Source organism: Streptomyces sp. NPDC050619 (assembly GCF_040654815.1).
GTDB lineage: Bacteria > Actinomycetota > Actinomycetes > Streptomycetales > Streptomycetaceae > Streptomyces.
The window spans coordinates 79,848-106,780 of sequence record NZ_JBFAIR010000011.1 but is presented as its reverse complement, the minus strand read 5'-3'; the positions used below and the strand labels follow the sequence as shown (position 1 = coordinate 106,780).

General features: G+C 71.2%; 22 protein-coding genes and 4 pseudogenes. 16 read left to right on the top strand and 10 right to left on the bottom strand.

Translation table 11 applies throughout. The features are described 5' to 3' along the window. Positions 1-609, top strand: a pseudogene (locus AB0I77_RS19880) (cyclase family protein); the annotation flags it as partial. Between the two features lie 416 nt (positions 610-1,025). After that, positions 1,026-1,822: pseudogene (locus AB0I77_RS19875) on the top strand (GMC oxidoreductase); the annotation flags it as partial. A gap of 29 nt (positions 1,823-1,851) precedes the next feature. Here AB0I77_RS19875 and AB0I77_RS19870 read toward each other — a convergent pair. The 6 genes and pseudogenes from AB0I77_RS19870 to AB0I77_RS19845 form a co-directional block, all read right to left on the bottom strand. Then, positions 1,852-2,892 carry a cytochrome d ubiquinol oxidase subunit II gene (locus AB0I77_RS19870; protein WP_363283912.1) on the bottom strand — a complete coding sequence of 347 codons (1,041 nt, stop codon included), beginning with the start codon at positions 2,890-2,892 and terminating at the stop codon, positions 1,852-1,854. Beyond that, the gene (locus tag AB0I77_RS19865) at positions 2,892-4,379 is read right to left on the bottom strand and encodes a cytochrome ubiquinol oxidase subunit I (RefSeq protein WP_363283911.1); all 1,488 of its coding nucleotides are present in this window, start codon (positions 4,377-4,379) and stop codon (positions 2,892-2,894) included. Before AB0I77_RS19865 ends, AB0I77_RS19870 begins: the two co-directional genes overlap by 1 nt. Before the next feature lie 84 nt (positions 4,380-4,463). Then, entirely contained in the window at positions 4,464-5,810 is a 1,347-nt protein-coding gene (locus AB0I77_RS19860; RefSeq protein ID WP_363283910.1) for an NAD(P)/FAD-dependent oxidoreductase, read from the bottom strand. A gap of 6 nt (positions 5,811-5,816) precedes the next feature. After that, on the bottom strand, positions 5,817-6,656 hold the full coding sequence (locus AB0I77_RS19855; RefSeq protein WP_363283909.1) for an SDR family oxidoreductase: 840 nt from the start codon (positions 6,654-6,656) through the stop codon (positions 5,817-5,819). A 356-nt stretch (positions 6,657-7,012) separates the two neighbouring features. Then, positions 7,013-7,303, bottom strand: coding sequence for an SHOCT domain-containing protein (locus AB0I77_RS19850; protein WP_363283908.1), 291 nt, complete (start codon positions 7,301-7,303; stop codon positions 7,013-7,015). 12 nt (positions 7,304-7,315) lie between these two features. Beyond that, positions 7,316-7,757, bottom strand: a pseudogene (locus AB0I77_RS19845) (hypothetical protein). A 66-nt stretch (positions 7,758-7,823) separates the two neighbouring features. Here AB0I77_RS19845 and AB0I77_RS19840 point away from each other — a divergent pair. From AB0I77_RS19840 to AB0I77_RS19815, 6 genes and pseudogenes are all read left to right on the top strand, one after another. Continuing rightward, a pseudogene (locus AB0I77_RS19840) lies at positions 7,824-8,498 on the top strand (aldo/keto reductase); the annotation flags it as partial. Beyond that, positions 8,489-9,043 (top strand): helix-turn-helix domain-containing protein, encoded by a 555-nt coding sequence (locus AB0I77_RS19835; protein ID WP_363283907.1) that lies wholly within the window; start codon positions 8,489-8,491, stop codon positions 9,041-9,043. The pseudogene AB0I77_RS19840 and the gene AB0I77_RS19835, both read left to right, overlap by 10 nt. Before the next feature lie 141 nt (positions 9,044-9,184). Beyond that, positions 9,185-10,630: an MFS transporter gene (locus AB0I77_RS19830; RefSeq protein ID WP_363283906.1), complete on the top strand. Its 1,446-nt coding sequence runs from the start codon at positions 9,185-9,187 to the stop codon at positions 10,628-10,630. A 245-nt stretch (positions 10,631-10,875) separates the two neighbouring features. After that, positions 10,876-14,751 (top strand): Pls/PosA family non-ribosomal peptide synthetase, encoded by a 3,876-nt coding sequence (locus AB0I77_RS19825; RefSeq protein ID WP_363283905.1) that lies wholly within the window; start codon positions 10,876-10,878, stop codon positions 14,749-14,751. 86 nt (positions 14,752-14,837) lie between these two features. Further along, the gene (locus AB0I77_RS19820) at positions 14,838-16,181 is read left to right on the top strand and encodes a M1 family metallopeptidase (protein WP_363283904.1); all 1,344 of its coding nucleotides are present in this window, start codon (positions 14,838-14,840) and stop codon (positions 16,179-16,181) included. Positions 16,182-16,203: 22 nt separating this feature from the next. After that, the gene (locus AB0I77_RS19815) at positions 16,204-16,584 is read left to right on the top strand and encodes a YchJ family metal-binding protein (protein ID WP_363283903.1); all 381 of its coding nucleotides are present in this window, start codon (positions 16,204-16,206) and stop codon (positions 16,582-16,584) included. A gap of 4 nt (positions 16,585-16,588) precedes the next feature. Here the strand turns inward: AB0I77_RS19815 and AB0I77_RS19810 are convergent, their stop codons facing one another. Beyond that, on the bottom strand, positions 16,589-17,290 hold the full coding sequence (locus AB0I77_RS19810; protein ID WP_363283902.1) for a FadR/GntR family transcriptional regulator: 702 nt from the start codon (positions 17,288-17,290) through the stop codon (positions 16,589-16,591). A gap of 138 nt (positions 17,291-17,428) precedes the next feature. Here AB0I77_RS19810 and AB0I77_RS19805 point away from each other — a divergent pair, with 138 nt between their 5' ends. From AB0I77_RS19805 to AB0I77_RS19790, 4 genes are all read left to right on the top strand, one after another. Further along, positions 17,429-17,947: a gluconokinase gene (locus AB0I77_RS19805; RefSeq protein ID WP_363283900.1), complete on the top strand. Its 519-nt coding sequence runs from the start codon at positions 17,429-17,431 to the stop codon at positions 17,945-17,947. A gap of 77 nt (positions 17,948-18,024) precedes the next feature. After that, positions 18,025-19,422 carry a gluconate:H+ symporter gene (locus AB0I77_RS19800; protein WP_363283899.1) on the top strand — a complete coding sequence of 466 codons (1,398 nt, stop codon included), beginning with the start codon at positions 18,025-18,027 and terminating at the stop codon, positions 19,420-19,422. Between the two features lie 25 nt (positions 19,423-19,447). Next, positions 19,448-20,218 (top strand): SDR family oxidoreductase, encoded by a 771-nt coding sequence (locus tag AB0I77_RS19795; RefSeq protein WP_363283898.1) that lies wholly within the window; start codon positions 19,448-19,450, stop codon positions 20,216-20,218. A gap of 26 nt (positions 20,219-20,244) precedes the next feature. Then, positions 20,245-21,273: an L-idonate 5-dehydrogenase gene (locus AB0I77_RS19790; RefSeq protein ID WP_363283897.1), complete on the top strand. Its 1,029-nt coding sequence runs from the start codon at positions 20,245-20,247 to the stop codon at positions 21,271-21,273. Between the two features lie 159 nt (positions 21,274-21,432). Here the strand turns inward: AB0I77_RS19790 and AB0I77_RS19785 are convergent, their stop codons facing one another. The 3 genes from AB0I77_RS19785 to AB0I77_RS19775 form a co-directional block, all read right to left on the bottom strand. Next, on the bottom strand, positions 21,433-22,059 hold the full coding sequence (locus AB0I77_RS19785) for a cytochrome b/b6 domain-containing protein (RefSeq protein ID WP_363283896.1): 627 nt from the start codon (positions 22,057-22,059) through the stop codon (positions 21,433-21,435). Then, positions 22,043-22,864 carry a molybdopterin-dependent oxidoreductase gene (locus AB0I77_RS19780; protein WP_363283895.1) on the bottom strand — a complete coding sequence of 274 codons (822 nt, stop codon included), beginning with the start codon at positions 22,862-22,864 and terminating at the stop codon, positions 22,043-22,045. Before AB0I77_RS19780 ends, AB0I77_RS19785 begins: the two co-directional genes overlap by 17 nt. A gap of 92 nt (positions 22,865-22,956) precedes the next feature. After that, positions 22,957-23,934, bottom strand: a complete 978-nt coding sequence (locus AB0I77_RS19775) for a hypothetical protein (RefSeq protein ID WP_363283893.1) — start codon at positions 23,932-23,934, stop codon at positions 22,957-22,959. A gap of 327 nt (positions 23,935-24,261) precedes the next feature. Between AB0I77_RS19775 and AB0I77_RS19770 the strand changes: the two genes are divergently transcribed. The 4 genes from AB0I77_RS19770 to AB0I77_RS19755 all read left to right on the top strand — a co-directional run bounded on the left by AB0I77_RS19770 (position 24,262) and on the right by AB0I77_RS19755 (position 26,524). Then, positions 24,262-25,155 (top strand): DMT family transporter, encoded by an 894-nt coding sequence (locus AB0I77_RS19770; protein ID WP_363283892.1) that lies wholly within the window; start codon positions 24,262-24,264, stop codon positions 25,153-25,155. A gap of 82 nt (positions 25,156-25,237) precedes the next feature. Further along, the gene (locus tag AB0I77_RS19765) at positions 25,238-25,753 is read left to right on the top strand and encodes an NUDIX domain-containing protein (RefSeq protein WP_363283891.1); all 516 of its coding nucleotides are present in this window, start codon (positions 25,238-25,240) and stop codon (positions 25,751-25,753) included. A 49-nt stretch (positions 25,754-25,802) separates the two neighbouring features. Continuing rightward, positions 25,803-26,195 carry a DUF202 domain-containing protein gene (locus AB0I77_RS19760; protein WP_363283890.1) on the top strand — a complete coding sequence of 131 codons (393 nt, stop codon included), beginning with the start codon at positions 25,803-25,805 and terminating at the stop codon, positions 26,193-26,195. Then, positions 26,192-26,524: a DUF202 domain-containing protein gene (locus AB0I77_RS19755; protein ID WP_363283889.1), complete on the top strand. Its 333-nt coding sequence runs from the start codon at positions 26,192-26,194 to the stop codon at positions 26,522-26,524. The genes AB0I77_RS19760 and AB0I77_RS19755 overlap by 4 nt, the downstream gene beginning before the upstream one ends. Positions 26,525-26,933: the final 409 nt, after the last annotated feature.

The following is a 26,933-nucleotide window of genomic DNA, read 5'->3' as shown; positions in this document are numbered from 1 at the left end:
GTGCTCTACCGACGCCCGCTCTCCCGCGCCGCCTGGGCCTCGGGGGAGCGCGGCGCCCTGGAGGCGATCACTCCAGCCCGGGTGGCGGCCACCACCCGGGAGGCGCGGACCGGCCGGACGGTCACGCTCGCCGCGCCGGTGGAGACGTGGTCCGGTCCGGACAACCCGGAGCCCGCGAGGCACCGGATGAGCGGGCAGCCGGACGAAGACGTCTCCAGCGGGCTCCACTTCGCGAGAGACAGCTTCGCGATGAACGTGCACGGCGACGCCGACAGCCACATCGACGCGCTGTGCCACGTGATCTACGACGGCACACTGCACGGCGGCGTGTCCGCGCGCAGCGTCACGGCGGACGGGGCCACGGCGCTCTCCGTCGAGGCGGCTCGCGACGGGATCGTCGGACGCGGCGTACTGCTGGACATCCCGCGGCTGCGCGGCGTGCCCTGGCTCGAACCGGGCGATCCCGTGACCGCCGACGACCTCACCGCGGCCGAGACCGCCCAGCATGTCCGCGTGAGCGAGGGCGACCTCCTCTGCGAGGCGGAGGGACGCTGGTCTTTCCTCTGCGTGATCGCCCCGCTGAGGCTGCCGGACGCCACCGGCTCACCGTGGGACTGCCGCTCGCTCAGCGGCTCATGGTGTCCTTCCTGGAGGCGGACGATGTCCACCCGGCCGCGAACCGCGCCAATTGGCCGCCGGCCGTCCGCTCGACGACGAGGACCGACGGCCGTGGCTGCTGTCCCTCGCCGACTGGATCCGGGAGCGGTCCGACTCCGGTCAGGGCGGCATGATGGCGTGCTCGGCCCTCACGTACGAGTACCGCGACCTGTTGCGCGGCGCAGGGGCAGGCGTGTGGTTTCTGCACCTGGCGAGCCCGGCCTGACGGTCGATGCGACGGCCGGCCCACAGACGATCGTGGACGAGGCGGTGCCGGCTGTGCGGGCCGTGCGGGCCGTGCGGGAGAACCGGTGACCACACAGCTGTCCGGCTCCCGCCCGGTCGCCGCCACCCGACCCACCCGTTGGCTTGAACGCGGTGGCTACCTGCCCCGGGAGCGGGACAACTGGGACTCCACCGCCGTCTTCGTCAAGGGCAAGTACCGTGCCCCGAGTTCTGGTACGACAAGCACGGCAAGGAGTTCCCCCCGGAGGTGAACTACTACGTCGGGGGGCAATACCAAGTTCTACGGCGCCGCGCTCTTCCGGCTACGGCCGGAGGACTTGGGCGAACTGCGCCACCACGACGGCATCTCTCCGGCCTGGCCGATCCGCTACGAGGACCTGGAGCCGTACTACACCCAGGCCGAGCACCTCTACCTGGTGCGCGGCCGGCACGGCGAGGACCCCACCGCGGGGCCGACCAGCGCGCAGTACGCCTACCCGCCGGTCGCGCACGAGCCGCGGATCCAGCAGCTCAGCGACGATCTGGGGAAGGCCGGCCTGCACCCCTTCCACCTGCCCATCGGCGTCAACCTCACCCAGGACGAGAACGGCGGGGCCGCCCATGACAGCGTCTGTATCCGCTGCGACCGGGTCGACGGCTTCCCCTGCCTGGTGGGCGCGAAGTCCGACGCGCAGGTGCTCTGCGTCGACCCGGCGCTCGAGTACGACAACGACTGCGGGGGATGCTCAGGCACCTGGGCATGCACGAGCACCACCTGCTGCCGCACAGCATCTACCTGCACAAGGGCATGCCCATCGCCCACGACCTCGACAACCTCTACGTCGTGGACACCAGCTTCTTCCCGAGCATCGGGGCGGTGAACCCGTCGCTGACCGCCATCGCCAACGCCCTGCGGGTCGGCGACCACGTCGCCGCCCGGCGGGCTGACGGCATTTCGCACGCGGCGCGCTACAGGTTGTCCCCCGGCGTGCTGGCGGACATCGTGTCGGCGTCGGTGAGCTCCTCCAGCTCACCGAGAGTGTCCAGCCGGTAGAGCAGCACCAGCGCCGGGCCGACCAGCACGATCGCGATGGCTGTGACGATCACCAGCCAGCGCAGGGTGTGAGCGGCACCGGCCGCTTCGGCCACCGTCAGCGAGGTGGGCAGCAGGTAGGGCCGCTGCGCGAAACCCCAGGCGCAGACGGTCAGGGCGACGCTCGCCACCGAGGTGTGGCGGGACCAGCCGTGGGACCGGCGCAGCACAAGCAGCACCGTGGCCAGACCGCAGACCGCGGCCAGGATGATCATGAGCAGGCCCAAGCCCTCGGTGAGGCCCTCCCAGACGTAACGGGCGTCGTCGTGAGTGACGGGCAGGGCGATGAGCGCGAGAACGACGACGACGGCGAAGGCGATCAGCGCCCGCGGGCGGAAGTAGTCGACGAGGTCGTCGGCGCCGAACCGTCGGGCGTCGGAGCAGAGGAAGACCGCCCCGAGGAACGCCGTGGCGGCGATGGCCAGCAGTCCTGCGAGGACGGACGTTCCATTGGCCCAGGCGTCCACCGAGGCGGTCGTGCCCACCGTGACCCGGCCGGAGGCGATACCGCCGAGCACCGCCCCGAGGAAGAACGGCGTGAGCAACGACGAGACGGCGAACATCGCGCCGTAGATCCGTTGTTGGGCCATGCGGCGGGTCGGCTTGCGCAGGGCGAACCCGGCGCCGCGGAGCACCAGGCCGACGGCGGCGAGGGCGAGCGGCAGCCACAGCGCGGAGAAGACAGCCTGGAACATCGTCGGGAAGCCGGTCCACATGATGATCAGGACGAAGATCAGCCAGACGTTGTTGGCCTCCCAGACCGGTGCCATGGCGTGGTCGATCAGCCAGCGGGGCCGCTTGCCGCGCTCCGCGCCACCGGCCATGAGGTCCCAGAAGCCCGCGCCGTAGTCGGTGCCCCCGGCGCAGGCGTAGGCGGCGATCGCCAGCACCATCACCCAGGCGATGAAATCGGCCATCACGACGCACCACCAGGAGTGTGTTCGGACCCGCTGTCGGGCGCGACCCCGACGGCGGCGGGCTCGGGCTCGCTTCTGGGCCCGTAGGGGGTGTCCGCCTCCGGAGGCGGATCGCGGCGCGCCGCGGCCCAGCCCTCGTCGGCGATGCGCCAGCGGGTGCGCATCTTCAGCACCACGGCGAGGAACGCCCCGAACACGGCCACGTACACGGCCATGACGATGCCGAGCATCGCCCACAGCGATCCGGCGCTCGTGCTGGTCACCGCCTCCGAGACCCTCATGTGGTGGTAGACGATCCAGGGCTGACGGCCGACCTCCGTGGTGATCCAGCCGCACTCCACAGTGACCAGGCAGGCGACTCCCGCGAGCGCGGCGCAGCGGTAGAACCAGCGGCCGCCCGGATTGTCCCGATGCCGCCACCAGGACCAGGCGTACCAGAGCGCCAGCAGGATCAGCACGCTGCCGACGGTGACCATGATGTCGAAGGCCCAGTGGGCGATGGTGGCCTGAGTCGCCGTCGGCCGGTCGCTCGCGGCGACCGACGACAGGCCCGTCACCTTGGTGTCCGGGCTGAATCCGGCGAGAATCGAGTCCAGTTGGGGGATCTTGAGCCCGCCGGAGATCGTCCCGTCGGGATGCAGACGCCCGAACATGTACTCCGGTACGTGGGTGTCGGTCTTCCAGACGATCTCCGTGGCCGCGAACTTGATCGGCTGCTTGTGGAAGACGGCGCGCGCGGCGGAGTCACCGAGCATGAACTGGACCGGAGTCAGGATCGCGGCAACCGTGAAGGGCACGGTGAAGCCGAGCCGGTGGTACCGGTCGCGGCGCCCGCGCAGCCAGCCGACCGCGTACACACCGGCCACCACGTAGCCGGCGGTCAGGAGCATCGCGACCACGAAGTGCCAGTACTCCGGGCCGAACATCGGTGTGAAGATCGCCTGTCGCACATGGACGTCGACGGGATTGCCCTGGGCGTCCAGGCGGAACCCCTGCGGGGTGTTCATCCAGGAGTTGGCAGCGATGATGCCGAACGTCCCCATCAAGGCGGCCGGCGGCAGCGGTACGGCGAGCCAGAAGTGGGTCCAGGGCTTGAGCCTGCGCCAGCCGTAGAGGTAGATCGCGATCAGGACGGCCTCCAGGAAGAACGCCCACGCCTCGATGCCGAACCCGAGGCCGAAGACGTCACCCCAGCGGCCCATCATGCCGGGCCACAGCAGGCCGAACTCGAAGGACAGCACGGTGCCGGTGACGATGCCGATGGCGAACTGGACGGCCGTCACAGCCGACCAGCGCCGGGCGAGCTTGAGGGCGACGGGGTCGCCCCGGCGCAGCGCCCTGTGGTGCATGAGCAACGTGATGAACGGCAGTGCCACGCCGAACGGGACCAGCAGGATGTGCGAGGCCAGGGTGAAAGCCATCAGCTCGCGAGCCGGTAGGAGCTGGGCCGGGGTGTCGTTCGCCAGAAGGGCGGCGGTGCTGAGCATGTGCGCCTTTGTGGTCTGCCCCGCAGGGGGCCCGGGCTGAGGAGGGAGGGACAAGATGCGGAGGGCGGCGGCCGGGGACCGTCCTCAGAGAGGCGGCGCAGGCGCCTTCGGCCCGGGTGCGCGGTCGACCGACGCGTCGACATCGGCGTCGGGCATGGTGAAGGCACGCTCGCGGCGCGAGCTCGTGGCGAACGCGACGGACCAACTGAGCACCGCTCCCAGCCTGTTGCGGAATCCGGTGAGGAAGGCCAGGTGGATGAAGAGCCAGGCGAGCCAGCCGGTGAAGCCCGACAGATGCAGCGGGCCGGCCTTGACGACGGCCCGGCCGCGGGCGATGTAGGCGGCGCTGCCGAGGTCCCAGTACTTGAAGGGCTTCGGCTGCTTCGTCCTGCCTTCCACGACGTGGCGCACGGACCGGCCCGCGTACGCGCCCGACTGCATGGCCACCTCGGCCAGGCCGGGCAGCCGGTTCAGGCTCATCACGTCGCCCGTGACGCGGATCTCCGGATGGCCGGGGAGGGTGAGGTCGGGTTCGACGGCAATGCGTCCGGCCCGGTCCTGTTCGGCGCCGGTCGCCCGGGCCAGCGCGGCGGCGATCGGCGGCGCCTCGACGCCCGCAGTCCACAGCACGGTGCGTGCCTCGAACCGGGTCATCGCGCCGTCGCTGGCTTTCACGATCAGGCCGTGCGCGTCGACAGCGGTGACCGTCGTCCCCAAATGAAGCTCCACCCCGAGACCCCGCAGGGTTCGGGCCGCGCGATGGGCCAGTGGGGCGCCGAACGCCCCGAGCACCGCGTCTGATCCCTCGAAGAGCAGCACCCGGGCCCGGGCGGAGTCGATCGTCTGGAACTCCCGGTCGAGCGTGTGGCCGGCGATCTCCCGGATCTGTCCGGCGAGTTCGACACCGGTCGGTCCGGCGCCGACGAGCGCGAAGGTGAGCCACTGCCGCCGTTCCCGGTCGTCTGCGGCCGTTTCGGCCATCTCGAACGCCCGGTAGATCCGTCGTCGGATGTCCAGCGCGTCCTCCAGGGTCTTCATTCCGGGAGCGTGCGCGGCGAACTCATCGTGCCCGAAGTAGGACTGGCGCATGCCGACCGCGACGATCAGGTCGTCGTAGGGCAGTTCGACAGCTCCGCCTTCGGGGCGCCGGGCATGGACGATCCGGGCCTCGACATCAACGTCGGTGGCTTCGGCGAGGACGCAGCTCACGTTGTGGTGGCGCCGCAGGATCCCGCGCAGCGGTTGCGCGATCTGCCCCTCGGACAGGATTCCGGAGGCGCACTGGTAGAGCAGCGGTTGGAAGAGGTGGTGGGCGCGGCGGTCGACCACTGTCACCGCGACCGGTGATCGCCGCAGGGCGCGGGCGGCGAACAGCCCCGCGAACCCCCCGCCGAGAATGACCACCCGGCGGGGCGTGACGTGATCCTGCATCCGGGGTCAGCCTCCGGTGGCGAAGCCGGGGAAGAGAGTCATTCCGCCGTCGACGTAGAGGGTGGTGCCGACGACGTAGTCGAGCAGGTCGGAGGCAATGGCGACGACGGCGTTGGCGATGTCGTCCGGGTCGCCCACACGACGGTACGGAATCAGGCGCAGGAGCTCGGCCTCGGCGGCGGGGGTGGACCAGGCGTCGCGGTTGATCGGCGTGCGGATAGCGCCGGGCGCCACCGCGTTGACCCTGATCCGCTTGGGGGCCAGCTCCTGGGCGAGGGTCTGCATCAGCATGCCCACACCGCCCTTGGAGGAGGCGTAGTTCACATGCCCGGACCACGGGACGATCTGGTGGACGGAGCTCATGCAGATGATCTTCCCGGCCGACCGGGACACCTCCTCCACGACGCCGCGCCGCATGAACTCCTTGGCGGCCTCCCGCGCGCAGAGGAACTGGCCGGTCATGTTGACGTCGATGACCTTCTGCCACTGGGCGAGCGTCATCTCCGTCACCGGTGCGTCCCGCTGGAGGCCCGCGTTGGCCACCATGATGTCGATGGTGCCGAACTCCTTGACCATCCGCGCGACCATGGCGGTCACCTGGTCCTCGTCGGACACGTCGGCCTCGTGGGCGTAGGCGCGGACCCCGAAGCCCTCGATCTCCGTCACGACCTTCTCGGCCTCGTCCGCGCCGACGACGTAGTTCACCACGACGTCTGCTCCGGCCCGGCCCAGGGCGACGGCGGTCGCAAGGCCGATGCCCGAGTTCGCACCGGTCACCAACGCCTTCTGACCCCTGAGAAGCTGCGCGGAAATCGTCCCGCGGTTCTCGTCGGCATTTCCTGCCACGACGATCTCTCCTTCTGTGTTTCGACAGCGCGCCCGCTGTCCCACATACCGACGACGTGCCTTCGGGAGCGGTCGACGCATATGAGGAAGGCCGAGCGTCGCCGACCCAGCGGGACGGAAGACGGCCGTCGCAACCCCGGCCCGACGAAAGCACTTCGCCCAACGGACGAAACAGACCGGCGCGCCACGCGACCGCATTTCGGCCTGGCATGTCACCCGGCGGGGCTATTGCTCGGCCCGTCGTCGCGTCGGGCAGTCATACCCGCGCCGCCCACTGGGCTTCCCCGGCCCCAAGGCGACATGGCCGCCCGTCAGCGGCTGACGGGCGGCCATCGACAGGACCCACGGTGGTTGGGTCAGGCGAGAAGCCTGCGCTTCTGCTCCTCGAACTCGGCCTCGGTGAGCACGCCTTGAGCCTTGAGTTCGGCGAGCTGCTTGAGTTGGTCGAGCGTGCTACCCATGGCGTCGGCCGGCGCAGCGGTCTGCTGCGCGGAGGAGACCGGCTGCGGCTGGGGTTCCTGGTAGGCCTGGTAGCCCTGCTGGGCGGCCCAGCGTCCCTGCTGACGGCGCGACACGCGGTTGGAGACCGAAGTCGCCGTTCCCGCGACGACCGCCGTGCGGGCGACTCCGCGAAGAAGACCTGGCACGGCGATCCTTTCTCACCCGGAATCGATGAACGACTCACCGAGCCGGCGCGCCCGATTATCGGCACACCACGCACTTCCATTGCACCATCGCTCGTCGCCGACGACCGGGTGTTGCAGGAGCTTCACTCCGGTGGTGTGCATCCGGACGTTGTGGGCAGCCCAACGGCGACGGAACTCCTCGCTGCGGGTGGGCAGTTCCACGATCAGGTCCGTCAGTCGCCGGTCGTAGAGGTCGCGGCCGGCCTCGGCGCGCAGCATGGCGACGCGTCGCCCGCGACCTGGTCCCAGTCGCAGAAGAACTCGGTCGCGCGCGTGTCGAGAAAAGTAAACCGGGCGTTGTTGGGCGGGCGGGCGTACCGGGTCGGCGTAGACCGGGGAGAACAGGGCGCCCGAGGTGGTTGGCGGCCAGGATGTCCCCGTGTCCGTTGAGGACGAACGCGGGTGTGCCCGCCATCGAGTCGAGAACGGGCCGCACCGCCGCCGCACTCGCTGCCGGACAGGCCGGCGGCGTGGCGGGCGGGACCTCTACCACCAGCACCGCGTCGACCCCCGCACCCCCATCGAGGAGACCATCGGCGCGCCGGCCGAGCTGGTCGCCGAAGGCAAGGTGCGCCACATCGGACTCTCTGCGGCCGGCCCCGCAAGGATCCGCCGGGCACACGCCGTGCACCCAGTGGCCGCGCGGCAGACCGAGTACTCGCTGTGAAACCGCGACGTCGAGGTCGAGATCCTCCCGCTGCTGCGCGAGTTGGGCATCGGATTCGTGCCTACTCGCCGCTCGGGCACGGCCTGCTGACCGGGCAGATCCGCACCGTCGACGACTTCGCCGACGACGACTGGCGCAAGAGCAACCCGCGCTTCACCGGCGAGCACTTCCAGCGCAACCTGGGCATCGTCGACGAGGTGCGGGCCATCGGCGCCGAGATCGGCGCCACCCCGGCACAGACCGCTGGCGTGGCCGCCGACCCGCGGCGACGACATCGCCGTCATCCCCGGAACCCGGCGGATCTCGTGCGTCGAAGAGAACACCGCCGCCGACGGCATCGAACTCAGCGCCGCTCGCCTCGACCGCCTGAACAACCTCGCGCCGGCGGTCTTCCCCGGCACCCAGCACCCATCTCGGCGGGGGAAGGTTACCGATCGGCCGTCAAGTAACCTGGTCCCGTGCACTAGGAGGTTGATCTCGTGGCTGTAGCTGAACGCGATGGCGTCCGTACCCGGGCGAGGATCCTGGAGATCGCGCAGGAGCTTTTCGCGAAGCGCGGCTACGCGGGGACGTCCATCGCGGACATCGCACGCGAGCTCGGGACCAGCAAGGCTGCCCTGTACTACCACTTCAGCTCCAAGGAGCAGATTCTCGGGGCGCTCATCACCGAGCCCCTTTCGATGTACACCGCACTCGCGGAGCGCTGCCAGAAGGAGACGGTGCCTCCGGAGGAGCTGCTGGGCGCGCTGATCGACCTGACGACGGAGACCCACGCGGTGAACGCTCTGCTGAGCAACGACCCGTCCATCACCCCCACTCTCCTGGGCCTGTACGACGTCGAGGGCAACCTCCAGACGTTCATCCGGTCGCTGGCCGGCCCACGTGCCGGCGAGGCGAGCCGGGCACGCGCCTGGGCGGCGTTCACGGTGGCCAAGCAGGCCACGTTCTGGGCGGTTCAGGCTGGGAACGGGAAGCTCTCGCCGGCGGCACGGAAGGAGTTCCTCGCCGCCGCGCTGCGCTGCCTGAAGCCGTAACGCCGCTGTCCGGTCCGCGCCGCGCCCTACGCTCCTGTCCTGCCCTCCTCAGCAAAGTGCCTGCTGCTTGACGACCGATCGGTAAGCTCCCTAGATTGAGATCTACTTACCGACCGTTCAACAAGTAACGCGAGGTGCTGAGTGACCGACTCCCAACCAGTGGAGGCGGAGTTCGTATGGACGCGCCGCCATACGCTCATCGTCGTTGTCATCTGCGCGGCTCTCGTCCTGGACACGATCGACATCTCGGTCATGAACGTCGCCCTGCCCCGCATCAAAGACCACCTCGGCTTCTCCGAAGCGGGTCTGAGCTGGGTGGTGAACGGCTACCTCGTGACATTCGGCGGCTTCCTGCTGCTGTGCGGCCGCGTCGGCGACATCCTCGGCCATCGGCGTGTGCTGCTGGCGGGCCTGGTGGTCTTCGCCGTGGCATCACTGGTCGCCGGCCTGGCGCCCGACCCCGCCACGCTCGTGGCGATGCGCGCCGCGCAGGGCGTCGGAGCCGCGCTGATCAGCCCGATGACGCTGGCGTTGCTGGCGCGGACCTTCCCGGAAGGCCCGCGGGCCAAGGCGATCGCCGCCTGGGGAATCGCCGCCGGGCTCAGCGGCGCCTTCGGTTTGATCGTCGGCGGACTGCTGACCGTCGGCCCCGGCTGGCGCTGGATCTTCCTCATCAATGTGCCGGTGAGCGTGGTGGTGATCCTCGGCGTGCTCCGCTGGCTCGACCGCGACCGGCGAGCTGGTCGAAGCACCCAGCGATTCGACCTCGTCGGCTCCGTCGCGTCCACCCTGGGGGTGGCGCTTCTCACCGTCGCCATTGTGCAGAGCAGCCAGGAGGGCTGGGACTCCGCGCAGATCATCGCGCCGTTCATCATCGGCCTCGCACTGATCGCCTACTTCGTCCTGCACGAAGGACGTGTCGCCAAGGACCCGCTGCTGCCCTTCTCACTGATCAGGATTCCCAACGTCGCCGGAGCGAACGTCACGCAGGCGTTGGTGGGCAGCGGCATGTTCGCGATGCTCTACATCGCGACGCTGTACCAACAAGAGGTGCTGCACTACGGCCCGCTGGAGACCGGGCTGGGTTACATCCCGCAAACCTTGGTCATCCTGGCCACCGCCCAGCAGACGCCGAAACTCGTCGATGCGTACGGCATGCGCCTCACCGTCATCGGCGGGGCGATCATCGCCGCGATCGGCATGGCCCTGCTCGCGCTCTCCGGGCCGCATGGCAGCTATCTGGTCAATATCCTCGGCCCGTCAGTCGTCATCGGCGTGGGAATGGCGCTGACGTTCCTCCCGCTGTCGCTGGCCGCCGGCACGGGCGTGCCCGACGATCAACAGGGCGTGGCCTCGGGCCTGATCAACGTGTCACGCGTCACCGGCGGCGCACTCGGACTGTCCGTCGTCGCCGCCCTCGCCGCCGGCTACACCAACCACCAGTCGAAGACCGGAACGGCCACGGTCACCGCACTCAACGACGGCTTCCAGTTCGGCTTCATCGTCGCCGCCGGGCTGCTCCTGCTGTCCGCGTTCACCGCACTGCTGCTCCCACGCAAGCAGGCAGGTGCCCCGGCCGCGGGATAAGGACGCGTGGCTCGTGTGTGGGCCATCTCTCCCCGCCCCGAAGATCACCAGGTCACAGCCGGTGGGCACCGGTCGCGCGCATCCCCGAACGGCCTCCCCGAGTGGCCGGCGGAAGGGGCGGGGCCTAGCGTCGTACTAAAATTTCCGGCTTGTTACGGATCGGAGCTGGAGCCGGACAACCCCAGGCATACCTGCGGGCCCGCCAGCGACCCGGAGGTTTCCGGGAACGAAAGCGCGAGGACCCGATGGCAGCCATACACGAGAGCAGTGCTCTCGGCCTGCTCGACGACGAACTCCGCGAACGCTTCGGTGATATGGCGCGTTTCTCCGGAGGGCCGGCGGCCTCCGCGCGCACCCTCGTCGATGTCTTCGACGCCTCCGTACGGTCATATCCGGACGAACTCGCCCTGGACGACGGTTCGACACGCCTGACCTACCGGCAGCTGGCCGTGGCGGTGGAGCGGTTGCGGCAGCGGCTCGCGGTCGCCGGGGTGGGGCTCGGTGACCGGGTCGGGGTGCGGGTTCCGTCCGGCACCAATGATCTGTACGTCGCCGTCCTGGCCGTGCTGGCCGCCGGCGCTGCATACGTCCCGGTGGACGCCGAGGACCCCGACGAGCGGGCCGAGTTGGTGTTCGGCGAGGCGGACGTGCGGGCCGTCGTCGGGGGCGGGCACGAGCTGACCATCCACTCCCGCAGCGACCGCAGTGACGTTCCCGCGGCCCGCCCCGGTGTCGAGCACGACGCGTGGATCATCTTCACCTCCGGTTCCACCGGGAAGCCCAAGGGCGTCGCCGTCAGCCATCGCAGCGCCGCCGCGTTCGTGGACGCCGAGGCCGCGCTGTTCCTGACCGAGGATCCGATCGGGCCCGGCGACCGGGTCATGGCGGGGCTGTCCGTCGCCTTCGACGCGTCCTGCGAGGAGATGTGGCTGGCGTGGCGGTACGGGGCCTGTCTGGTGCCCGTGCCGCGCTCGCAGGTCAGGAGCGGTGCCGACCTCGGGCCCTGGCTGGTCGAGCAGGAGATCACCGTCGTGTCGACCGTGCCGACGCTGGCCTCGCTGTGGGAGCCCGAGCACCTGAACGACGTACGGTTGCTGATCTTCGGCGGTGAGGCCTGCCCGCCCGAGCTGGTGCAGCGGCTGGTGACGGAGGGGCGCGAGGTCTGGAACACGTACGGGCCCACCGAGGCGACCGTCGTGGCCTGCGCCTCGCTGATGAGCGGCGAGGAGCCGATCCGGATCGGGCTGCCGCTGGACGGCTGGGAGCTGGCCGTCGTCGACGAGGCCGGGGAGCCCGTCCCCATGGGCGGCACCGGGCAGTTGGTGATCGGTGGGGTCGGGCTCGCCCGGTACCTCGATCCCGAGAAGGACGCGGAGAAGTACGCGCCGCTCAAGTCGCTGGGCTGGGAGCGGGCGTACCGCAGCGGTGACCTCGTGAAGGCGGAGCCCGCGGGGCTGGTGTTCCTCGGGCGGGCCGACGAGCAGATCAAGCTCGGCGGGCGGCGCATCGAACTCGGTGAGGTGGATGCCGCGCTTCAGGCGCTGCCCGGGGTCGCGGGGGCCGCCGCCGCCGTGCGGACCGCCCGCAGCGGCAACCAGCTCCTCGTCGGCTATGTCGTCACCCAGGACGGCTGGGACCACGCGAGTGCCGTCGAGAAGCTGCGGGCCGAGCTGCCCGCCGCGCTCGTCCCGCTGCTCGCGCCGGTCGACGACCTGCCGACCCGCACGAGCGGCAAGGTCGACCGCAATGCCCTGCCCTGGCCCCTGAAGGAGCTGGAGAGCACCGGTCCGGTCGAGCAGCTCTACGGCACCGAGGCGTGGCTGGCCGAGCAGTGGAGCGAGGTCCTCGGCATTCCCGTGGCGAGCGCGCGGGACGACTTCTTCGCCATCGGCGGCGGCAGCCTCGCCGCCGCCCAGCTGACCACCCGGCTGCGCACCCGCTACCCGAGCGCCGCCGTCCTCGACATCTACCAGCAGCCCGTGCTGCGGAAGCTGGCCCGGCATCTGGAGGAGTCGGCGCAGGGCGACAGTGCCGAGCGGGTCGTCGCTCCGGTTCCGGTGCGCGCCCAGGTGATCCAACTTCTCCTGATGGTCCCGCTGTTCACCCTGCTGGGGCTGCGCTGGACGGTGGCGCTGGCCGCCGTCGGGAACCTGCTGCCCGCGTACTCCTGGCTGCCGACCGCCCCTTGGTGGCTCGTCGCGGCCGGGGCGCTGCTCTTCTTCAGCCCGCCCGGACGGCTCGCCGTCGCGGCGGGCGGGGCGCGGCTGCTCCTGCGCGGTGTGCAGCCGGGGCGGTACGCCCGCGGCGGCAGCGTGCATCTGCGGTTGTGGACCGCGGAGCGGCTGGCCGAGTTCACCGGCGCGACCTCGCTGACCGGATCGTGGCTGGAGCGGTACGCGCGGGCGCTGGGCGCCAAGATCGGCCCGGACGTGGACCTGCACTCGCTGCCGCCGGTCACCGGCATGCTCAAACTGGGCCGGGGCGCGGCCGTCGAGTCCGAGGTGGACCTGTCCGGCTACTGGCTGGACGGCGACCGGCTGGAGATCGGCCCGGTCAGGGTGGGCGGGCACGCCGTCGTCGGCACGCGCAGCATGCTCTTCCCGGGCGCCCGCGTGGGCAAGCGGGCCGAGGTGGCGCCGGGTTCGGCGGTCACCGGGCAGATTCCCACCGGGCAGCGGTGGGCGGGCGCGCCCGCGGTCAAGCTCGGCAAAGCCAAGCGCAACTGGCCCAAGCAGCGGCCGGTGCGGGGCACGTACTGGCGTGGGATGTACGGCGCGGCCGGCTTCGCGCTGAGCGCCCTTCCGGTGCTGTCCGCGGCGGCTGCCCTGCTGGTGGCGCGGGTGTTCGTGGCGCCGGGCGCCGGGCTCGGCGAGGCCCTCGAAGGTGCCGCACTCGCACTGGTTCCGGCCACGCTCGCCTTCGGGCTGGCGTACGCCCTGCTGCTCCTGATCGCCGTACGGCTGCTCAGCCTGGGCCTGCGCGAGGGCACGCACCCCACGCACAGCCGGATCGGCTGGCAGGCCTGGACGGTCACGCAGCTGATGGACCGCTCGCGCGAGACCCTCTTCCCGCTGTACGCCGGGCTGGCCACGCCGGTGTGGCTGCGGCTGCTGGGGATGCGGATCGGCAAGGGCGCCGAGGTGTCGACCGTCCTCGCGCTGCCCAGCCTGACCACGGTCGGCGAGGGCGCCTTCCTGGCCGACGACACGCTGACCGCGCCGTACGAACTCGGCGGCGGCTGGATGCGGATCGGGCGCGCGGAGATCGGACGGCGGGCCTTCCTCGGCAACTCGGGGATGACCGCGCCGGGGCGGTCCGTGCCGGACGGCGGGCTGGTCGGGGTGCTGTCGGCGACACCGAAGAAGGCGAAGAAGGGCAGCTCGTATCTGGGGCTGCCGCCGATGAAGCTGCCGCGTGCGGCGGCCGGCGGTGACCAGAGCCGGACGTACGACCCGCCCGCGCGGCTGCTGTGGGCGCGCGGACTGGTGGAGCTGTGCCGGATCGTGCCCGTGTTCTGCTCGGCGGGGATCGCCCTGGCGACGGTGGCCGCGCTGTGTGCGCTGGGCGCCTGGGCGCCGCTGCTGTCGGGCCTTGTGCTGCTCGGAGCCGGGGCCGCTGCGGGCCTGCTGTCCATCGTGGCCAAATGGGCGCTCGTGGGGCGGCACCGCAGCGGGGAGCATCCGCTGTGGAGCGGTTTCGTGTGGCGCAACGAGCTCGCGGACACGTTCGTCGAGGTGGTGGCGGTGCCGTGGCTGGCCGGTCCGGTGTCGGGCACGCCGGTAATGACGGCGTGGCTGCGCGGGCTCGGCGCGCACATCGGCAAGGGCGTGTGGGTCGACAGCTACTGGCTGCCGGAGACGGACCTGGTGACGCTGGGGGACGCGGCGACCGTGAACCGGGGCTGCGTCCTGCAGACGCACCTCTTCCACGACCGGATCTTGCGGACGGATACTGTGGTCCTCCGTGAGGGCGCGACGCTGGGTCCTGGCGGCATCGTCCTGCCCGGCAGCACGGTCGGGGCCCGTACGACACTGGGTCCGGCGTCGCTGGTCATGGCCGCGGAGTCCGTTCCCGACGACACCCGCTGGCTGGGCAACCCGATCGAGTCATGGCGTTCCTGAAGACGCTGCGCGGCTCGTTCGGACCGGGTCCTCAGGACAGTGCACCGGCACGACGTTCGAGCACAGCTCAGGGAGCAGACGCAGCAGTGACCGTTCAGCAAGCAGTGGGTCCGGACCCGTACTTTCCGGCCAACGGCGATCCCCGCTACCGGGTGCACCGCTATGAACTCGCGCTGGACTACCGCCCGGGTCCCAACCGGCTGTCGGGCACGGCCCGCATCAACGCCATCGCGGGGCGGTCGCCGCTCGCCGAATTCCAGCTCAACCTGGCCGACTTCAAGGTCGGCCGGGTCCGCGTCGACGGCCGGCAGGCGCACTACACGCACCGGGGCGGCAAACTCCGCATCCGCCCCGCGAAGCCGATCCGGGCCGGGGCCACCTTCACCGTGGAGGCGCACTGGTCGGGCAACCCCAAGCCGGTCTCCAGCCCCTGGGGCGGGCTCGGCTGGGAGGAGCTGGCGGACGGGGCGCTGGTGGCGAGCCAGCCGATCGGGGCGCCGTCCTGGTACCCGTGCAACGACCGGCCCGCCGACAAGGCCTCGTACCAGATCTCGATCACCACGCCGTCCGCGTACGCGGTGGTGGCGGGCGGGCGGCTGCTGACCCGTACGACGAAGGCTTCGACGACGACGTGGGTGTACGAGCAGTCGGCGCCGACGTCCAGCTATCTGGTCGGCCTGTCCATCGGCAAGTACCAGACGGTGCTGCTGGGCGACCCGGGCCTGGGCGGCGTACCGCAGCACGGGCACATTCCGGCGCACATGCTGGCGGAGTTCTCGCGGGACTTCGCACGGCAGCCCCAGATGATGCATGTCTTCCAGCAGCTCTTCGGGCCGTACCCCTTCGGCGAGTACGCGGTGGTGGTGACGGAGGAGGAGCTCGACGTCCCCGTCGAGGCCCAGGGGTTGTCGCTGTTCGGCGCCAACCACGTGGACGGGGCGCGGGGTTCGGAGCGGCTGGTGGCGCACGAGCTGGCGCACCAGTGGTTCGGCAACAGCGTGTCCATCGCCGACTGGCGGCACATCTGGCTGAACGAGGGGTTCGCCAAGTACGCCGAGTGGCTGTGGTCGGAGCGGTCGGGCGGCCGGCCGGCCCAGCAGCACGCGGCGGCGGCACACCGGTTGCTGTCCTCCCTGCCGCAGGATCTGCGGCTGGCGGATCCCGGACGCAAGTCGATGTTCGACGACCGGCTCTACGAGCGCGGTGGACTGACCCTGCACGCGCTGCGGTGCGCGATGGGCGACGAGGCGTTCTTCCGGATGCTGCGCGGATGGGCGGGGCTGCACCGGGGCGGGGCGGTGAGCACGACGACGTTCACCGCGCATGTGGCGCGCTTCGCCGCCGAGCCGTTGACCGAGCTGTTCGAGGCGTGGGTGTACGGGGCGGCGCTGCCGCCGCTGCCCACGCCCGAGGCGCGGGCGGCCGTCTAGAACGTCTACGGGTCCTAGCAGAATGGCCGCCATGACCAACCGTTCATGCCCGTGCGGGCTGCCTCGGACGTACGACCAGTGCTGCGGCCGGTATCACGCGGGCGCCGCCGCGCCCACCGCCGAGGCGCTGATGCGGTCCCGCTACTGCGCTTTCGTGCGGCGGGACGAGGCGTATCTGCTGCGGACCTGGCATCCGCGGACGCGGCCGGCCCGGGTCGAGTTCGATCCGGGGATGCGGTGGACCGGGCTGGAGATCCTCGGCACGACGGACGGCTCCGCCTTCCACACGAGGGGGACGGTGACCTTCCGGGCGTCCTTCCGGGGCGGGTCGCTGCACGAGCGGAGCCGGTTCGAGCGGGTGGACGGGGCTTGGGTGTACGTCGACGGGGACATGCTGGAGTGACGGCTCACGGTGCCAGGACGTCCAGTTCCTGGAGCGCTCCCACCGTGATCTCCCGGGTCAGTTCCTCCGCGCGGGCCCCGTCGCCCGCCCGCACCGCCTCCGCTACCTGGACGTGCAGGGTGACGGCGGCCGGGTCGGGGTCCTCGAACATGACCTCGTGATGGGTGCGGCCCGCGAGGACCTCGGCGACGACGTCCCCGAGGCGGGCGAACATCTCGTTGCCGGAGGCGCAGAGGATCACGCGGTGGAAGGCGATGTCGTGGACGAGGTACTTCTCCAGCCTGTGGCCGCGTGAGTTGGCCACCATGCCGAGGGCGCACTCGGTGAGTTCGGCGCACTGGGCGGCCGTGGCGTGCTTGGCGGCCAGGCCCGCGGCGATCGGTTCGACCGCGGAACGCAGCACCGTGAGCGAGCGCAGCTGCCGCGGGCGGTCGGCGCCGGCCAGCCGCCAGCGGATGACCTGGGGATCGTAGACGTTCCACTCGGCCGTGGGACGCACCGTCACGCCCACACGGCGGCGGGACTCGACCAGGTGCATGGACTCCAGGACCCGGACCGCCTCGCGCATCACCGAGCGCGAGACGTCGAATCGCTGCGCCAGTTCGTCGGTGCGCAGGACGCTGCCGGGCGGGTACTCACCCGCGGTGATCGCCGGGCCGAGGGTTTCCAGTACCCGGCCGTGCAGCCCCCGGCCCGAAGTGCTCATGCACTCAGCGTACGTGGCACGTCACCGGAAGAAAAGGTCAGACTTATTTGTCACAGACTCTTGAATTCGTCGTACCTAATCGGTTTCAGTTGCGTCGACATCACGTGTCGACGCAGACATTCAGACAGTGAGGCAGCGATGAGTACCCCCCATGTCGTCGTGGTCATGGGCGTCGCGGGCACCGGCAAGACCACCATCGGTCCCCTGCTCGCGGCCCGGCTAGGCGTTCCGTATGCCGAGGGCGACGACTTCCACCCACCGGCCAACATCGAGAAGATGTCGGCCGGTGTTCCGCTCACCGACGAGGACCGCCTGCCCTGGCTGGACTCCATCGGCGAATGGGCACACGCGCGTGCCGGGCTCGGCGGGGTGGTCAGCTGCTCCGCGCTGAAACGGTCGTACCGTGACCGGCTGCGGGCCGCCGCACCGGATCTGGTGTTCGTGCATCTCGCGGGCGACCGCGCGCTGATCGAGGACCGGATGTCGCACCGGCAGGGGCACTTCATGCCGACGGCGTTGCTCGACTCCCAGTTCGCCACGCTCCAGCCGCTCGCGCCGGACGAGGCGGGGGTCGCCGTGGACGTCTCCGGCAGCCCCGAGGACATCACCGAACGGGCCATGACGGCCCTGGCGGCACTTCCTGAGCCGCCCGCGTAACCCGCTCTCCGTCCCCACCCCCACACCCCCACACCCCCCACCCCTCCCCCCATCCCCGTACCTGCAAGGGAACCCCCGTGACCAGACTCAACGTCGAGGTGCTGGCAGCGGACGCCGTCGAGCCCATCACCTCGGCCGGCCACGCTCAGCTGGGCATCGCCGTGCTGGCGGGCATCGCCGTCATAGTCCTGCTCATCACCAAGTTCAAGCTCCACGCCTTCCTGTCGCTGACCATCGGGTCGCTGGCGCTCGGGGCGTTCGCCGGGGCGCCGCTCGACAAGGTCATCACCAGCTTCACCACCGGGCTCGGCACCACGGTCGCGGGCGTCGGCGTGCTGATCGCCCTGGGCGCGATCCTCGGCAAGATGCTCGCCGACTCCGGCGGCGCCGACCAGATCGTCGACACGATCCTGGCGAAGGCGAGCGGCCGTACGATGCCGTGGGCGATGGTGCTGATCGCCTCGGTGATCGGTCTGCCGCTGTTCTTCGAGGTCGGCGTGGTGCTGCTGATCCCGGTCGTGCTGATGGTCGCCAAGCGCGGCAACTACTCGCTCATGCGGATCGGCATACCGGCGCTCGCCGGTCTGTCCGTGATGCACGGTCTGGTCCCGCCGCACCCCGGGCCGTTGGTCGCGATCGACGCGGTCAAGGCCAACCTGGGTGTCACGCTGGCGCTCGGCGTGCTCGTCGCCATACCGACGGTGATCATCGCCGGGCCGCTGTTCTCCCGGTACGCGGCCCGCTGGGTGGATGTCCCGGCACCGGACCGCATGATTCCCCAGCGCGCCACCGAGGAGCTGGAGAAGCGTCCCGGCTTCGGCCCCACGCTGGCCACCATCCTCCTCCCGGTCGTCCTGATGCTCTCCAAGGCGCTGGTCGACATCGTCGTGGACGACCCCGCCAACCTCACCCAGCGCGTCTTCGACGTCATCGGCTCCCCGCTGATCGCCCTGCTCGCCGCCGTGCTCGTCGGCATCTTCACGCTGCTGCGGCCCGCCGGGTTCGGCAAGGAGCGGCTTACGCCGCTCGTCGAGAAGGGCCTCGCGCCCATCGCCGGCATCCTGCTGATCGTCGGCGCGGGCGGCGGCTTCAAGCAGACGCTGATCGACACCGGCGTGGGCCAGATGATCCTGGACATCTCCAAGGACTGGTCGATCCCGGCACTGCTGCTGGCCTGGCTGATCGCGGTGGGCATCCGCCTCGCAACCGGCTCGGCGACGGTGGCGACGGTCTCGGCGGCCGGCCTGGTCGCGCCTCTCGCGGCCGACATGTCGACCACCCACACCGCCCTGCTGGTCCTGGCCATCGGCGCGGGCTCGCTCTTCTTCAGCCATGTCAACGACGCCGGGTTCTGGCTGGTGAAGGAGTACTTCGGCCTGAACGTCGGCCAGACCATCAAGACCTGGTCCGTCATGGAGACGATCATCTCGGTGGTCGCGGGCGGCCTGGTCCTGCTTCTTTCCCTGATCATTTAGAAGTACGGCGACGAGGAGTACGAGGATGAGTCATCCTCTGTTCGACATCAGCGGCCGGACGGCCCTGGTCACCGGCTCCAGCCGGGGCATCGGGCTCGCGCTCGCCCGTGGCCTGGCGGAGGCCGGCTGCACGGTGGTCCTCAACGGACGGGACGCCGACCGGCTCACCAAGGCCGCCGCCGAGTTGTCGGGCGAGCTGCCTGGTGACGTCCGCACGGCCGTGTTCGACGTCACCGACGGCCCCTCGGTCGCCGCCGGCATAGCGGACGTCGAGGAACGGGTCGGCCCGCTCGACATCCTGGTCAACAACGCGGGCATGCAACTGCGCGCCCCACTCCTTCAGTTCACGGACTCGGACTGGCACCGGATCCTGGACACCAACCTGACGAGCGCCTTCCTGGTCGGCCGGGAAGCCGCCCGCCGGATGACGGAACGCGGCCACGGAAAGATCATCAACATCTGTTCGCTCCAGAGCGAGGTGGCCCGCCCGGGCATCGCGCCCTACGCGGCCACCAAGGGCGCGCTGAAGATGCTCACCAAGGGCATGTGCGCGGACTGGGGTCCGCACGGCGTGCAGGTCAACGGCCTCGGCCCCGGCTACATCGAGACCGAGCTGACCCAACCTCTCGTCGACGACGAGGAGTTCAGCGCGTGGGTGCGCAGGCGCACCCCGGCCGGGCGCTGGGGCCGTACGGAGGACCTGGTGGGCGGGGTGCTGTTCCTCGCCTCGCCCGCCGCGGACTTCGTCGGCGGGCAGGTGCTGTATGTCGACGGCGGTATGACGAGCGTGCTGTGAAGCGTGCTGTGAAAGGGGTCTCAGGGATGCTCGGATGTGTGATCCACGGCGAGGGCGACCTGCGCGTCGAGGAGTTGCCGGTGCCGTCTCCCGGCGCCGGGCAGGCGGTCGTCGCCGTGCGGTACGGGGGCGTGTGCGGCTCCGACCTGCACTACTGGCGGCACGGCGGGGTCGGCGACTTCCGGCTCCGGGAGCCGATGCTGCTGGGCCACGAGGTGGTGGGGACGGTCGTCTCGTACGGTGACGAAGCGTCAGGTCCCGTTCCCGGTACGGCCGTCGCGGTCCACCCGGCGACTCCCTGCGGGGTGTGCCCGGAGTGCGTGGACGGGCGGCGGAACGTCTGCCGGGACACGCGTTACCTCGGCAGCGCGGCGCGCTTCCCGCACGTCCAGGGCGGCTTCGCGGCCCAAGTGGTCGTCCCGGCCGAGCAGTTGCGGCCGCTTCCGGCCGGTCTTCAGCCGCGCCGGGCGGCCCTCGCCGAACCGCTGTCGGTGGCGCTGCACGCGGTGCGGCGGGCCGGGGACCTGCGGGGCAAGCACGTGCTGGTCACCGGCGCGGGCCCGATCGGGTGTCTGGTGGTCGCGGCGGCGAAGGCGGCGGGCGCGGCGCACGTGACGGTGACGGACCTGCTCCCGGTGGCGCTGCGGTACGCCTCCGCGGCGGGCGCCGACACCGTGGTACGGGCGGATGATCCGGCCGATCCCGGGTGGCCGTCCGAGGTCGACGCGGCCGTCGAGGCCTCGGGGGTCGCCGCCGGTCTCGACACCTGTCTCCGTCTGGTGCGGCGGGGCGGGGTCGTCGTACAGCTCGGGATGCTGCCGCCCGGGCAGAGCCCGTTCGCGGGGAACCTCGTGGTGAGCCGGGAGATCGAGCTGCGCGGAGCGTTCCGTTTCGACGGGGAGTTCGACGCGGCGCTGGAACTGCTCGCGGCCGAGCCGGTGTTCGACGGGCTGGTCAGCGCGGTGGTCCCGGTGGCGGAGGCGGAGTCGGCGTTCGCGCTGGCGGCGGACCGGAGCCGGTCGTGCAAGGTGCTGCTGGACTTCGGCGGCGGGTGACGACGGCAGGGGCTGTGGCCGCCGCAGCGGAGGTTCGTGGGGCTGTGGCCGCTGCGGCGGATGCTCGTGGGGCTGTGGCCGCCGCGGCGGAGGCTCGTGAGCCTACGGCCGCGCAGCGGATGCTCGTGGGCCTACGGCCTCCGCAGCGAAGCTCGTGCGCTACGGCCGCCACAGCGGATGTTCGCGGTCGGCCCACTCCCGGCTCACCGAACCGGTGCGCAGGCCCCGGCGGGCCTCCGGGTCGGCCAGGGCCATGCCGATGTGGCCGGCCAGGACGATGCCGATGGTCAGCGCGAGCCAGTCGTGGACGAAGGTCGCGCTGGTGCGCCACATCAGCGGGGCGAGGTGGGTGAACCACATCAGCAGGCCCGTGCCCAGCATCACCAGCGTCGCGCCCGCGATCCAGGCCGCGTAGACCTTCTGTCCGGCGTTGAACTTGCCGGCCGGGCGGGCGGAGGGCCGTTTGTCGCGGCGCAGGGCGGCACGCAGCCAGCGCCGGTCGTGCGGGCCGAAGCGGTTCAGGACGCGCAGGTCGGAGCGGAAGGCGCGGGAGACGAGGCCCGCCAGGACCGGCACGGGCAGGGCGAGCCCGGTCCACTCGTGGACCCGGACCACGAGCTCGCGGCGGCCGACGAGTTCGGCGAACTGGGGGATGTACAGACAGGCCGCCGTGACCACGCACACGCCCATCAGCGCGGCCGTGGTCCGGTGCACCCAGCGCTGGGTCCGGCCGAAGCGCCGGATGCGCGACGATTCCGGCGCGGGTACCTCAACTCGTAGGCTCATCGTCCCGCCCGTTCGATCGGCCCACCCAGGCGTCCACGTCGTAGCCCCGCTCCTCCCAGTAGCCCGGCTTCACGTCCTCGGTGACGGTGATGCCGGAGAGCCACTTGGCGGACTTGTAGAAGTACATCGGCGCGACGTAGAGGCGGACCGGGCCGCCGTGGGAGTGGCCGAGGTCCTTGTCCTGCATGCGCAGGGCGACCAGGACGTCGGAGCGGCGGGCCTGGTCGAGGGTGAGGCTCTCGGTGTACGTGCCGTCGAAGCAGGTGAAGCGCACCGCCCCGGCCGAGGGGCGCACTCCCGCCGCGTCCAGGAGCCGGGACAGGCGTACCCCCTCGAAGGGGGTGTCGGGGACCCGCCAGCCGGTGACGCACTGGACGTCCTTGACCATGCGGGTCTGCGGCAGGGCACGCAGGTCGTCCAGCGTGTAGCTGCCGGGGCGGTCGACCAGGCCGTCGACGGTGAGGCGGTAGTTCGTGGCGTTCTTGTGGGGCACGGAGGACGCGACGGAGTAGTAGCGAAAGCCGCCGCCGTTCGGGAGCAGGCCCGTGAGTCCGGTCGGGTCCTTGTCGGCGGCGCTGCCGAGGAAGCCCTCCAGGCCCCGTTGCAGGGCGGGCGCGGCGAACACGCCGAGCGCGCCCAGGCCCAGGGTGCCGAGGAGGACACGGCGGCCGACCGGCGCGCCTCGCTCCTCGGGTCGGTCCTTGCCCCGCTCATCGGACCGGTCCTTGCCCTGTGATTCGGACCGGCCCTCGCCCTGTGATTGGGGCCGGTCCTCGTCCTGTGGCTCGGGCTGTTCTGGGTTCACGGGTCCATTCGAGCACTCGGGACCCGTGATGGGCCAGGGATCGCGAGTGCTCGTCAGAGTTCCGTAATCACTTCTTACGGTCACTCCAGGTGTCAGGCCGTACCGAGCGCGCTGTCGCGGGCGGCGCGGAAGGCGGAGTAAGGGTCGCGGTCCGGGTACGACCAGGGCGCCTCGGTCGCGTGGTCGCCGATGCGGTGGAAGAGAGCGGCGGCCTCGGCGCCCCGGCCCTCGCAGACCTTGGCGTGGGCGAGGAAGTTCAGGTCGACCAGACGGCGCGGGTGGCCCTCGTGCTCCCACTCCAGCCACCAGTCGAAGGCGGCCTTCATCACCTGGCGGGCCCGGCCGCCCGTCCAGTGGCCGGAGGCCGCCGGGTCGGGGGGCTCGTGGCCGGCGGCGGCCAGTACGCGGTAGCGCTCGGCGTGCGCGACGACCGGGAGGATCGCGAGCGGGGAGTCGGCGGGGGCCTGCTCGGCCGCCCACTGGGCGAAGTCGTAGACCTCGTGGAGCGGGTCCGGGCCGGCCTCGGCGTGGCGCTCGGCGAGGCGGGCGACCATCAGATGGTGGGCGTGGTGGTGGTCGGCGTACCGCGCGCGGACCTCGTCGAAGAGGCGGACGGCTTCGTCTCCGGCGCCGCCGGCCTGCTCCAGCATGAGCAGGCCGAGCCAGGGGGTGGGGTCGGCGGGCACCGACGCGGCGGCGGATCGGCAGACCTCGCGGGCCAGGGCTGGCTGCTCCTTGCCCCGCAGGGCACGCTGGACCAGGGATAAGGCGAGCAGGACGGCGGCATCGGCGGAGTCGGGCTCGGCGAGCAGCCAGTCCCGGGCCCAGGCGGCGCAGTACGGCTCCCGGGCCAGGACCGTGACCTGGTGGCCTCGGCGGTCCCAGTCGTCACGTGTGTGCGCGAGCAGCGAACGGGCGGCCTGCCACCGTCCTTGCGCCAACGCGGCCCGCACGCCGACGAGTTCGCAGTCATCCAGGGCGGAGTCGAGCGCGGCGCCGAGGGCGGCGTCGAGGGCTTGGGCGGCGACGTGCCGACGACTGCGACCGAAGCGGGGCGGGGGTGGGGACACCGCGGTGGACCTCTTGTGGGTCTTGTGATTCTTGTGGGTCTTGTGATTCTTGTGGGTCTGGTTGGGTCTAGTAGGTCTTGTGAAGTTTTCTGGTCTGGACGTTTCGGATTGCCATCAGCTGATCACGCACAGCCAATCCGCCGCCAACGCTTTCCGTCAAGGGCCGCTCGGGCATTACACGCGTCAATTGCTTCGGCACGTCATGGCTGTGGCGTAGGCCATGGCGCTGCCCGCTCCGACCCCGCAGTGTGGGGACACGGACGCGCCACCCGCCCTTGACCACCGAGGCAGCGTGACCGAGTCGACGGGAAGATCGAGGTACGCGGCGTGTCGGTGCTGGTTCTTGTTCTCGCCTTGGGCGCGGCCTGCTGTCTGGGTTTCGGCTTCGTGCTCCAGCAGAACGCGGCCCGCCAGGCCCCACTGAGCGACTTCCTCTCGCCCCGGCTGCTCCTGGACCTGATGAAGGTCCCGCGCTGGCTCGGCGGCATCGGGCTGATGGTGGCCGGCATGGTCCTCGGCGCGATCGCGCTGGGCCAGGGCGAGATCTCCCTGGTGGAGCCCCTGCTCGCCACGAACCTGCTCTTCGCGCTCGCCCTCTCCCGCAAGCAGAGCAAGCAGCCGCTGGGCCGCCAGGGCTGGGCGGGCCTCGCGCTGCTCGCGGGCGGCGTGACCGCGTTCATCGTGGCGGGTGAGCCGCGCGGCGGCTCCGCGATCACCGACCCCTTGCGCCACTGGCTGATCATCGGCGCGATGATCGGTCTCGCCCTGCTGCTCACGACGCACGCGAAACGCTCCCGGCTGAGTTCCGGCCCGGTCCTGCTCGCGCTGGCCGCCGGTCTGCTCTACGGCGTGCAGGACGCGCTGACCCGGGTGAGCGGGCAGCGGTTCTCCGAGGGCGGCCTGGTGGAACTGCTGACCGGCTGGCAGCCGTACGCCGTGCTGGCACTCGGCGTCACCGGCCTGGTCCTGGTGCAGAGCGCGTTCGAGACGGCGCCGCTGCGGATGTCGCTGCCCGCCCTGACGGCGGCCCAGCCGATCGCCGGGATCATCTGCGGCGTCGGCTTCCTCGGCGACCAACTGCGCACCGACACGGGGGCGCTGGCCTGGGAGGCGGTCGGGCTCGCCGGGATCGTGACGGGCATCGTGCTGCTGGGGCTGCACCCGGCGATGCCGTCCGGCGCGGCACAGCCCGAGCGGGCGCGGGACCTGCAAGCGCGCTGACCGGTCCGCTCGCAAGCGGCTCCCTCCCGGGTTCAAAGGGCTCTCTGCTTTGGTTGAAAGGGCTCTCTGCTTTATTGGGTACATGAGTGCTGCTGACGAGATCCTCGACATCGTCGACGAGAACGACCGGGTCATCGGCCAGTCCCCGCGCGGCGAGGCCTACGCGAAGGGCCTGCGCCACCGCTGTGTGTTCATCCAGGCCAGGGACACCGAAGGCCGCGTCTTCGTCCACCGACGTACACCCACCAAGCTGGTCTTCCCCTCCCTCTACGACATGTTCGTCGGCGGAGTGGTCGGCGCGGGCGAGTCCTACGACGACGCCGCCCTGCGCGAGGCCGAGGAGGAACTGGGCGTGAGCGGACTGCCGCGTCCCGAGTACCTCTTCAAGTTCCTCTACGACGACGGCGCCGGCAAGACCTGGTGGTCGTCGGTGTACGAGGTCCGCTTCGACCTCCCGGTCAGCCCCCAGGTCGAGGAAGTGGCCTGGCACGACTTCCTGCCGGAGGACGAGGTGGAGCGCCGCCTGCGGGAGTGGGAGTGGGTGCCGGACGGGCTGGCGGCGTACGAGCGGCTCAAGGCTTACCGGTCGATGGGGTGACGGACGCCCTGCCTACCCCGGCGCAAGACGGCCGGATAGGGTCCTGCGCGTGATCGAATTCGCACGGAACGTCCGGCTGTGGTTCGCGCCCCAGCAGATCCGGCAGGAGGGCGGCACGCCCGACTACCGCTTCTCGCTGGCGAACGAGCGCACCTTTCTGGCCTGGCTGCGCACCGCGCTGGCGCTGATCGGCGGCGGCTTCGCGGTGGACCAGTTCCTGCCGGACCTGCGCTGGGGCTGGCGGGTCGGGCTGGCGCTCGCGCTGCTCGCGGCGGGCGTGCTGTGCTCGCTGCGCGCGGTCAACCACTGGCTGCGCTGCGAGCGGGCCATGCGTCGCGGCGAGGACCTGCCGGTGTCGCGGTTCCCGGCGCTGCTGAGTCTCGCGGTCACCATCGTGGCCGTCGCCATGGTCGTCGTGGTCCTTTTCGGGTGGGAAGGGTGAGCGGGCCGGCCGCTCGGACCGCCGCGGACCGGGACCCCGGGCTCCAGCCCGAGCGGACCCGGCTCGCCTGGCGGCGTACGACACTGTCGAGCACCGCCGCCGCCCTGCTCGCCATGAAGACCGCGCTGCACGGCGGGGCCTCGGCGACCGGCGTCGTCGTCGGCGCCGTGTGCTGCGCCCTCTGGCTGGCCTTCCTGTTCATCGCCCACCGCCGCATCCGCACCCTGGCAGCCACCAGCAGCCCCCCGGCACTCACTCCCTGGCACGCGACAGCGGGTGCCCTGCTCACGGTGGCACTGGCGGTATGCGCGGCGGCGCTCGTCTTCTGAACCGTCCGTGAGCCTGCTCCCGGGGGGCCGGGGGCCTTCCCGGGTGTCCGGGGGCCTTCCCGGGGTATCCGGGCCGCCTTCCCGGGGTACCCGGCCGCCTTCCCGGGGTACCCCCGCCCTCCCCGGGCACCCGGACGCCTACCCAAGGCACCCCGGCCACCTCCCCGAAGCACCCGTCCACCCCCGACGCACCCAGACACCCACCCAAGGCACCCCGGCAACCCTCCCGAAGCACCCGGCCACCACCCCGAAACACCCACACACCCACCCAAGACACCCCGCCACCACCCCGGAACACCCACACACCCACCCCAGGCACCCCGGCCACCTCCCCGAAGCACCCGTCCACCCCCGACGCACCCAGACACCCACCCAAGGCACCCCGGCAACCCTCCCGAAGCACCCGGCC

Bases quoted from the DNA above. Each gene is read 5' to 3' on its own strand.
- AB0I77_RS19870 (WP_363283912.1), bottom strand. From the start codon at position 2,892: ATGGCCGATTTCATCGCCTGGGTGATGGTGCTGGCGATCGCCGCCTAC.
- AB0I77_RS19865 (WP_363283911.1), bottom strand. From the start codon at position 4,379: ATGCTCAGCACCGCCGCCCTTCTGGCGAACGACACCCCGGCCCAGCTC.
- AB0I77_RS19860 (WP_363283910.1), bottom strand. From the start codon at position 5,810: ATGCAGGATCACGTCACGCCCCGCCGGGTGGTCATTCTCGGCGGGGGG.
- AB0I77_RS19825 (WP_363283905.1), top strand. From the start codon at position 10,876: ATGGCAGCCATACACGAGAGCAGTGCTCTCGGCCTGCTCGACGACGAA.
- AB0I77_RS19815 (WP_363283903.1), top strand. From the start codon at position 16,204: ATGGCCGCCATGACCAACCGTTCATGCCCGTGCGGGCTGCCTCGGACG.
- AB0I77_RS19810 (WP_363283902.1), bottom strand. From the start codon at position 17,290: ATGAGCACTTCGGGCCGGGGGCTGCACGGCCGGGTACTGGAAACCCTC.
- AB0I77_RS19805 (WP_363283900.1), top strand. From the start codon at position 17,429: ATGAGTACCCCCCATGTCGTCGTGGTCATGGGCGTCGCGGGCACCGGC.
- AB0I77_RS19795 (WP_363283898.1), top strand. From the start codon at position 19,448: ATGAGTCATCCTCTGTTCGACATCAGCGGCCGGACGGCCCTGGTCACC.
- AB0I77_RS19790 (WP_363283897.1), top strand. From the start codon at position 20,245: ATGCTCGGATGTGTGATCCACGGCGAGGGCGACCTGCGCGTCGAGGAG.
- AB0I77_RS19785 (WP_363283896.1), bottom strand. From the start codon at position 22,059: ATGAGCCTACGAGTTGAGGTACCCGCGCCGGAATCGTCGCGCATCCGG.
- AB0I77_RS19765 (WP_363283891.1), top strand. From the start codon at position 25,238: ATGAGTGCTGCTGACGAGATCCTCGACATCGTCGACGAGAACGACCGG.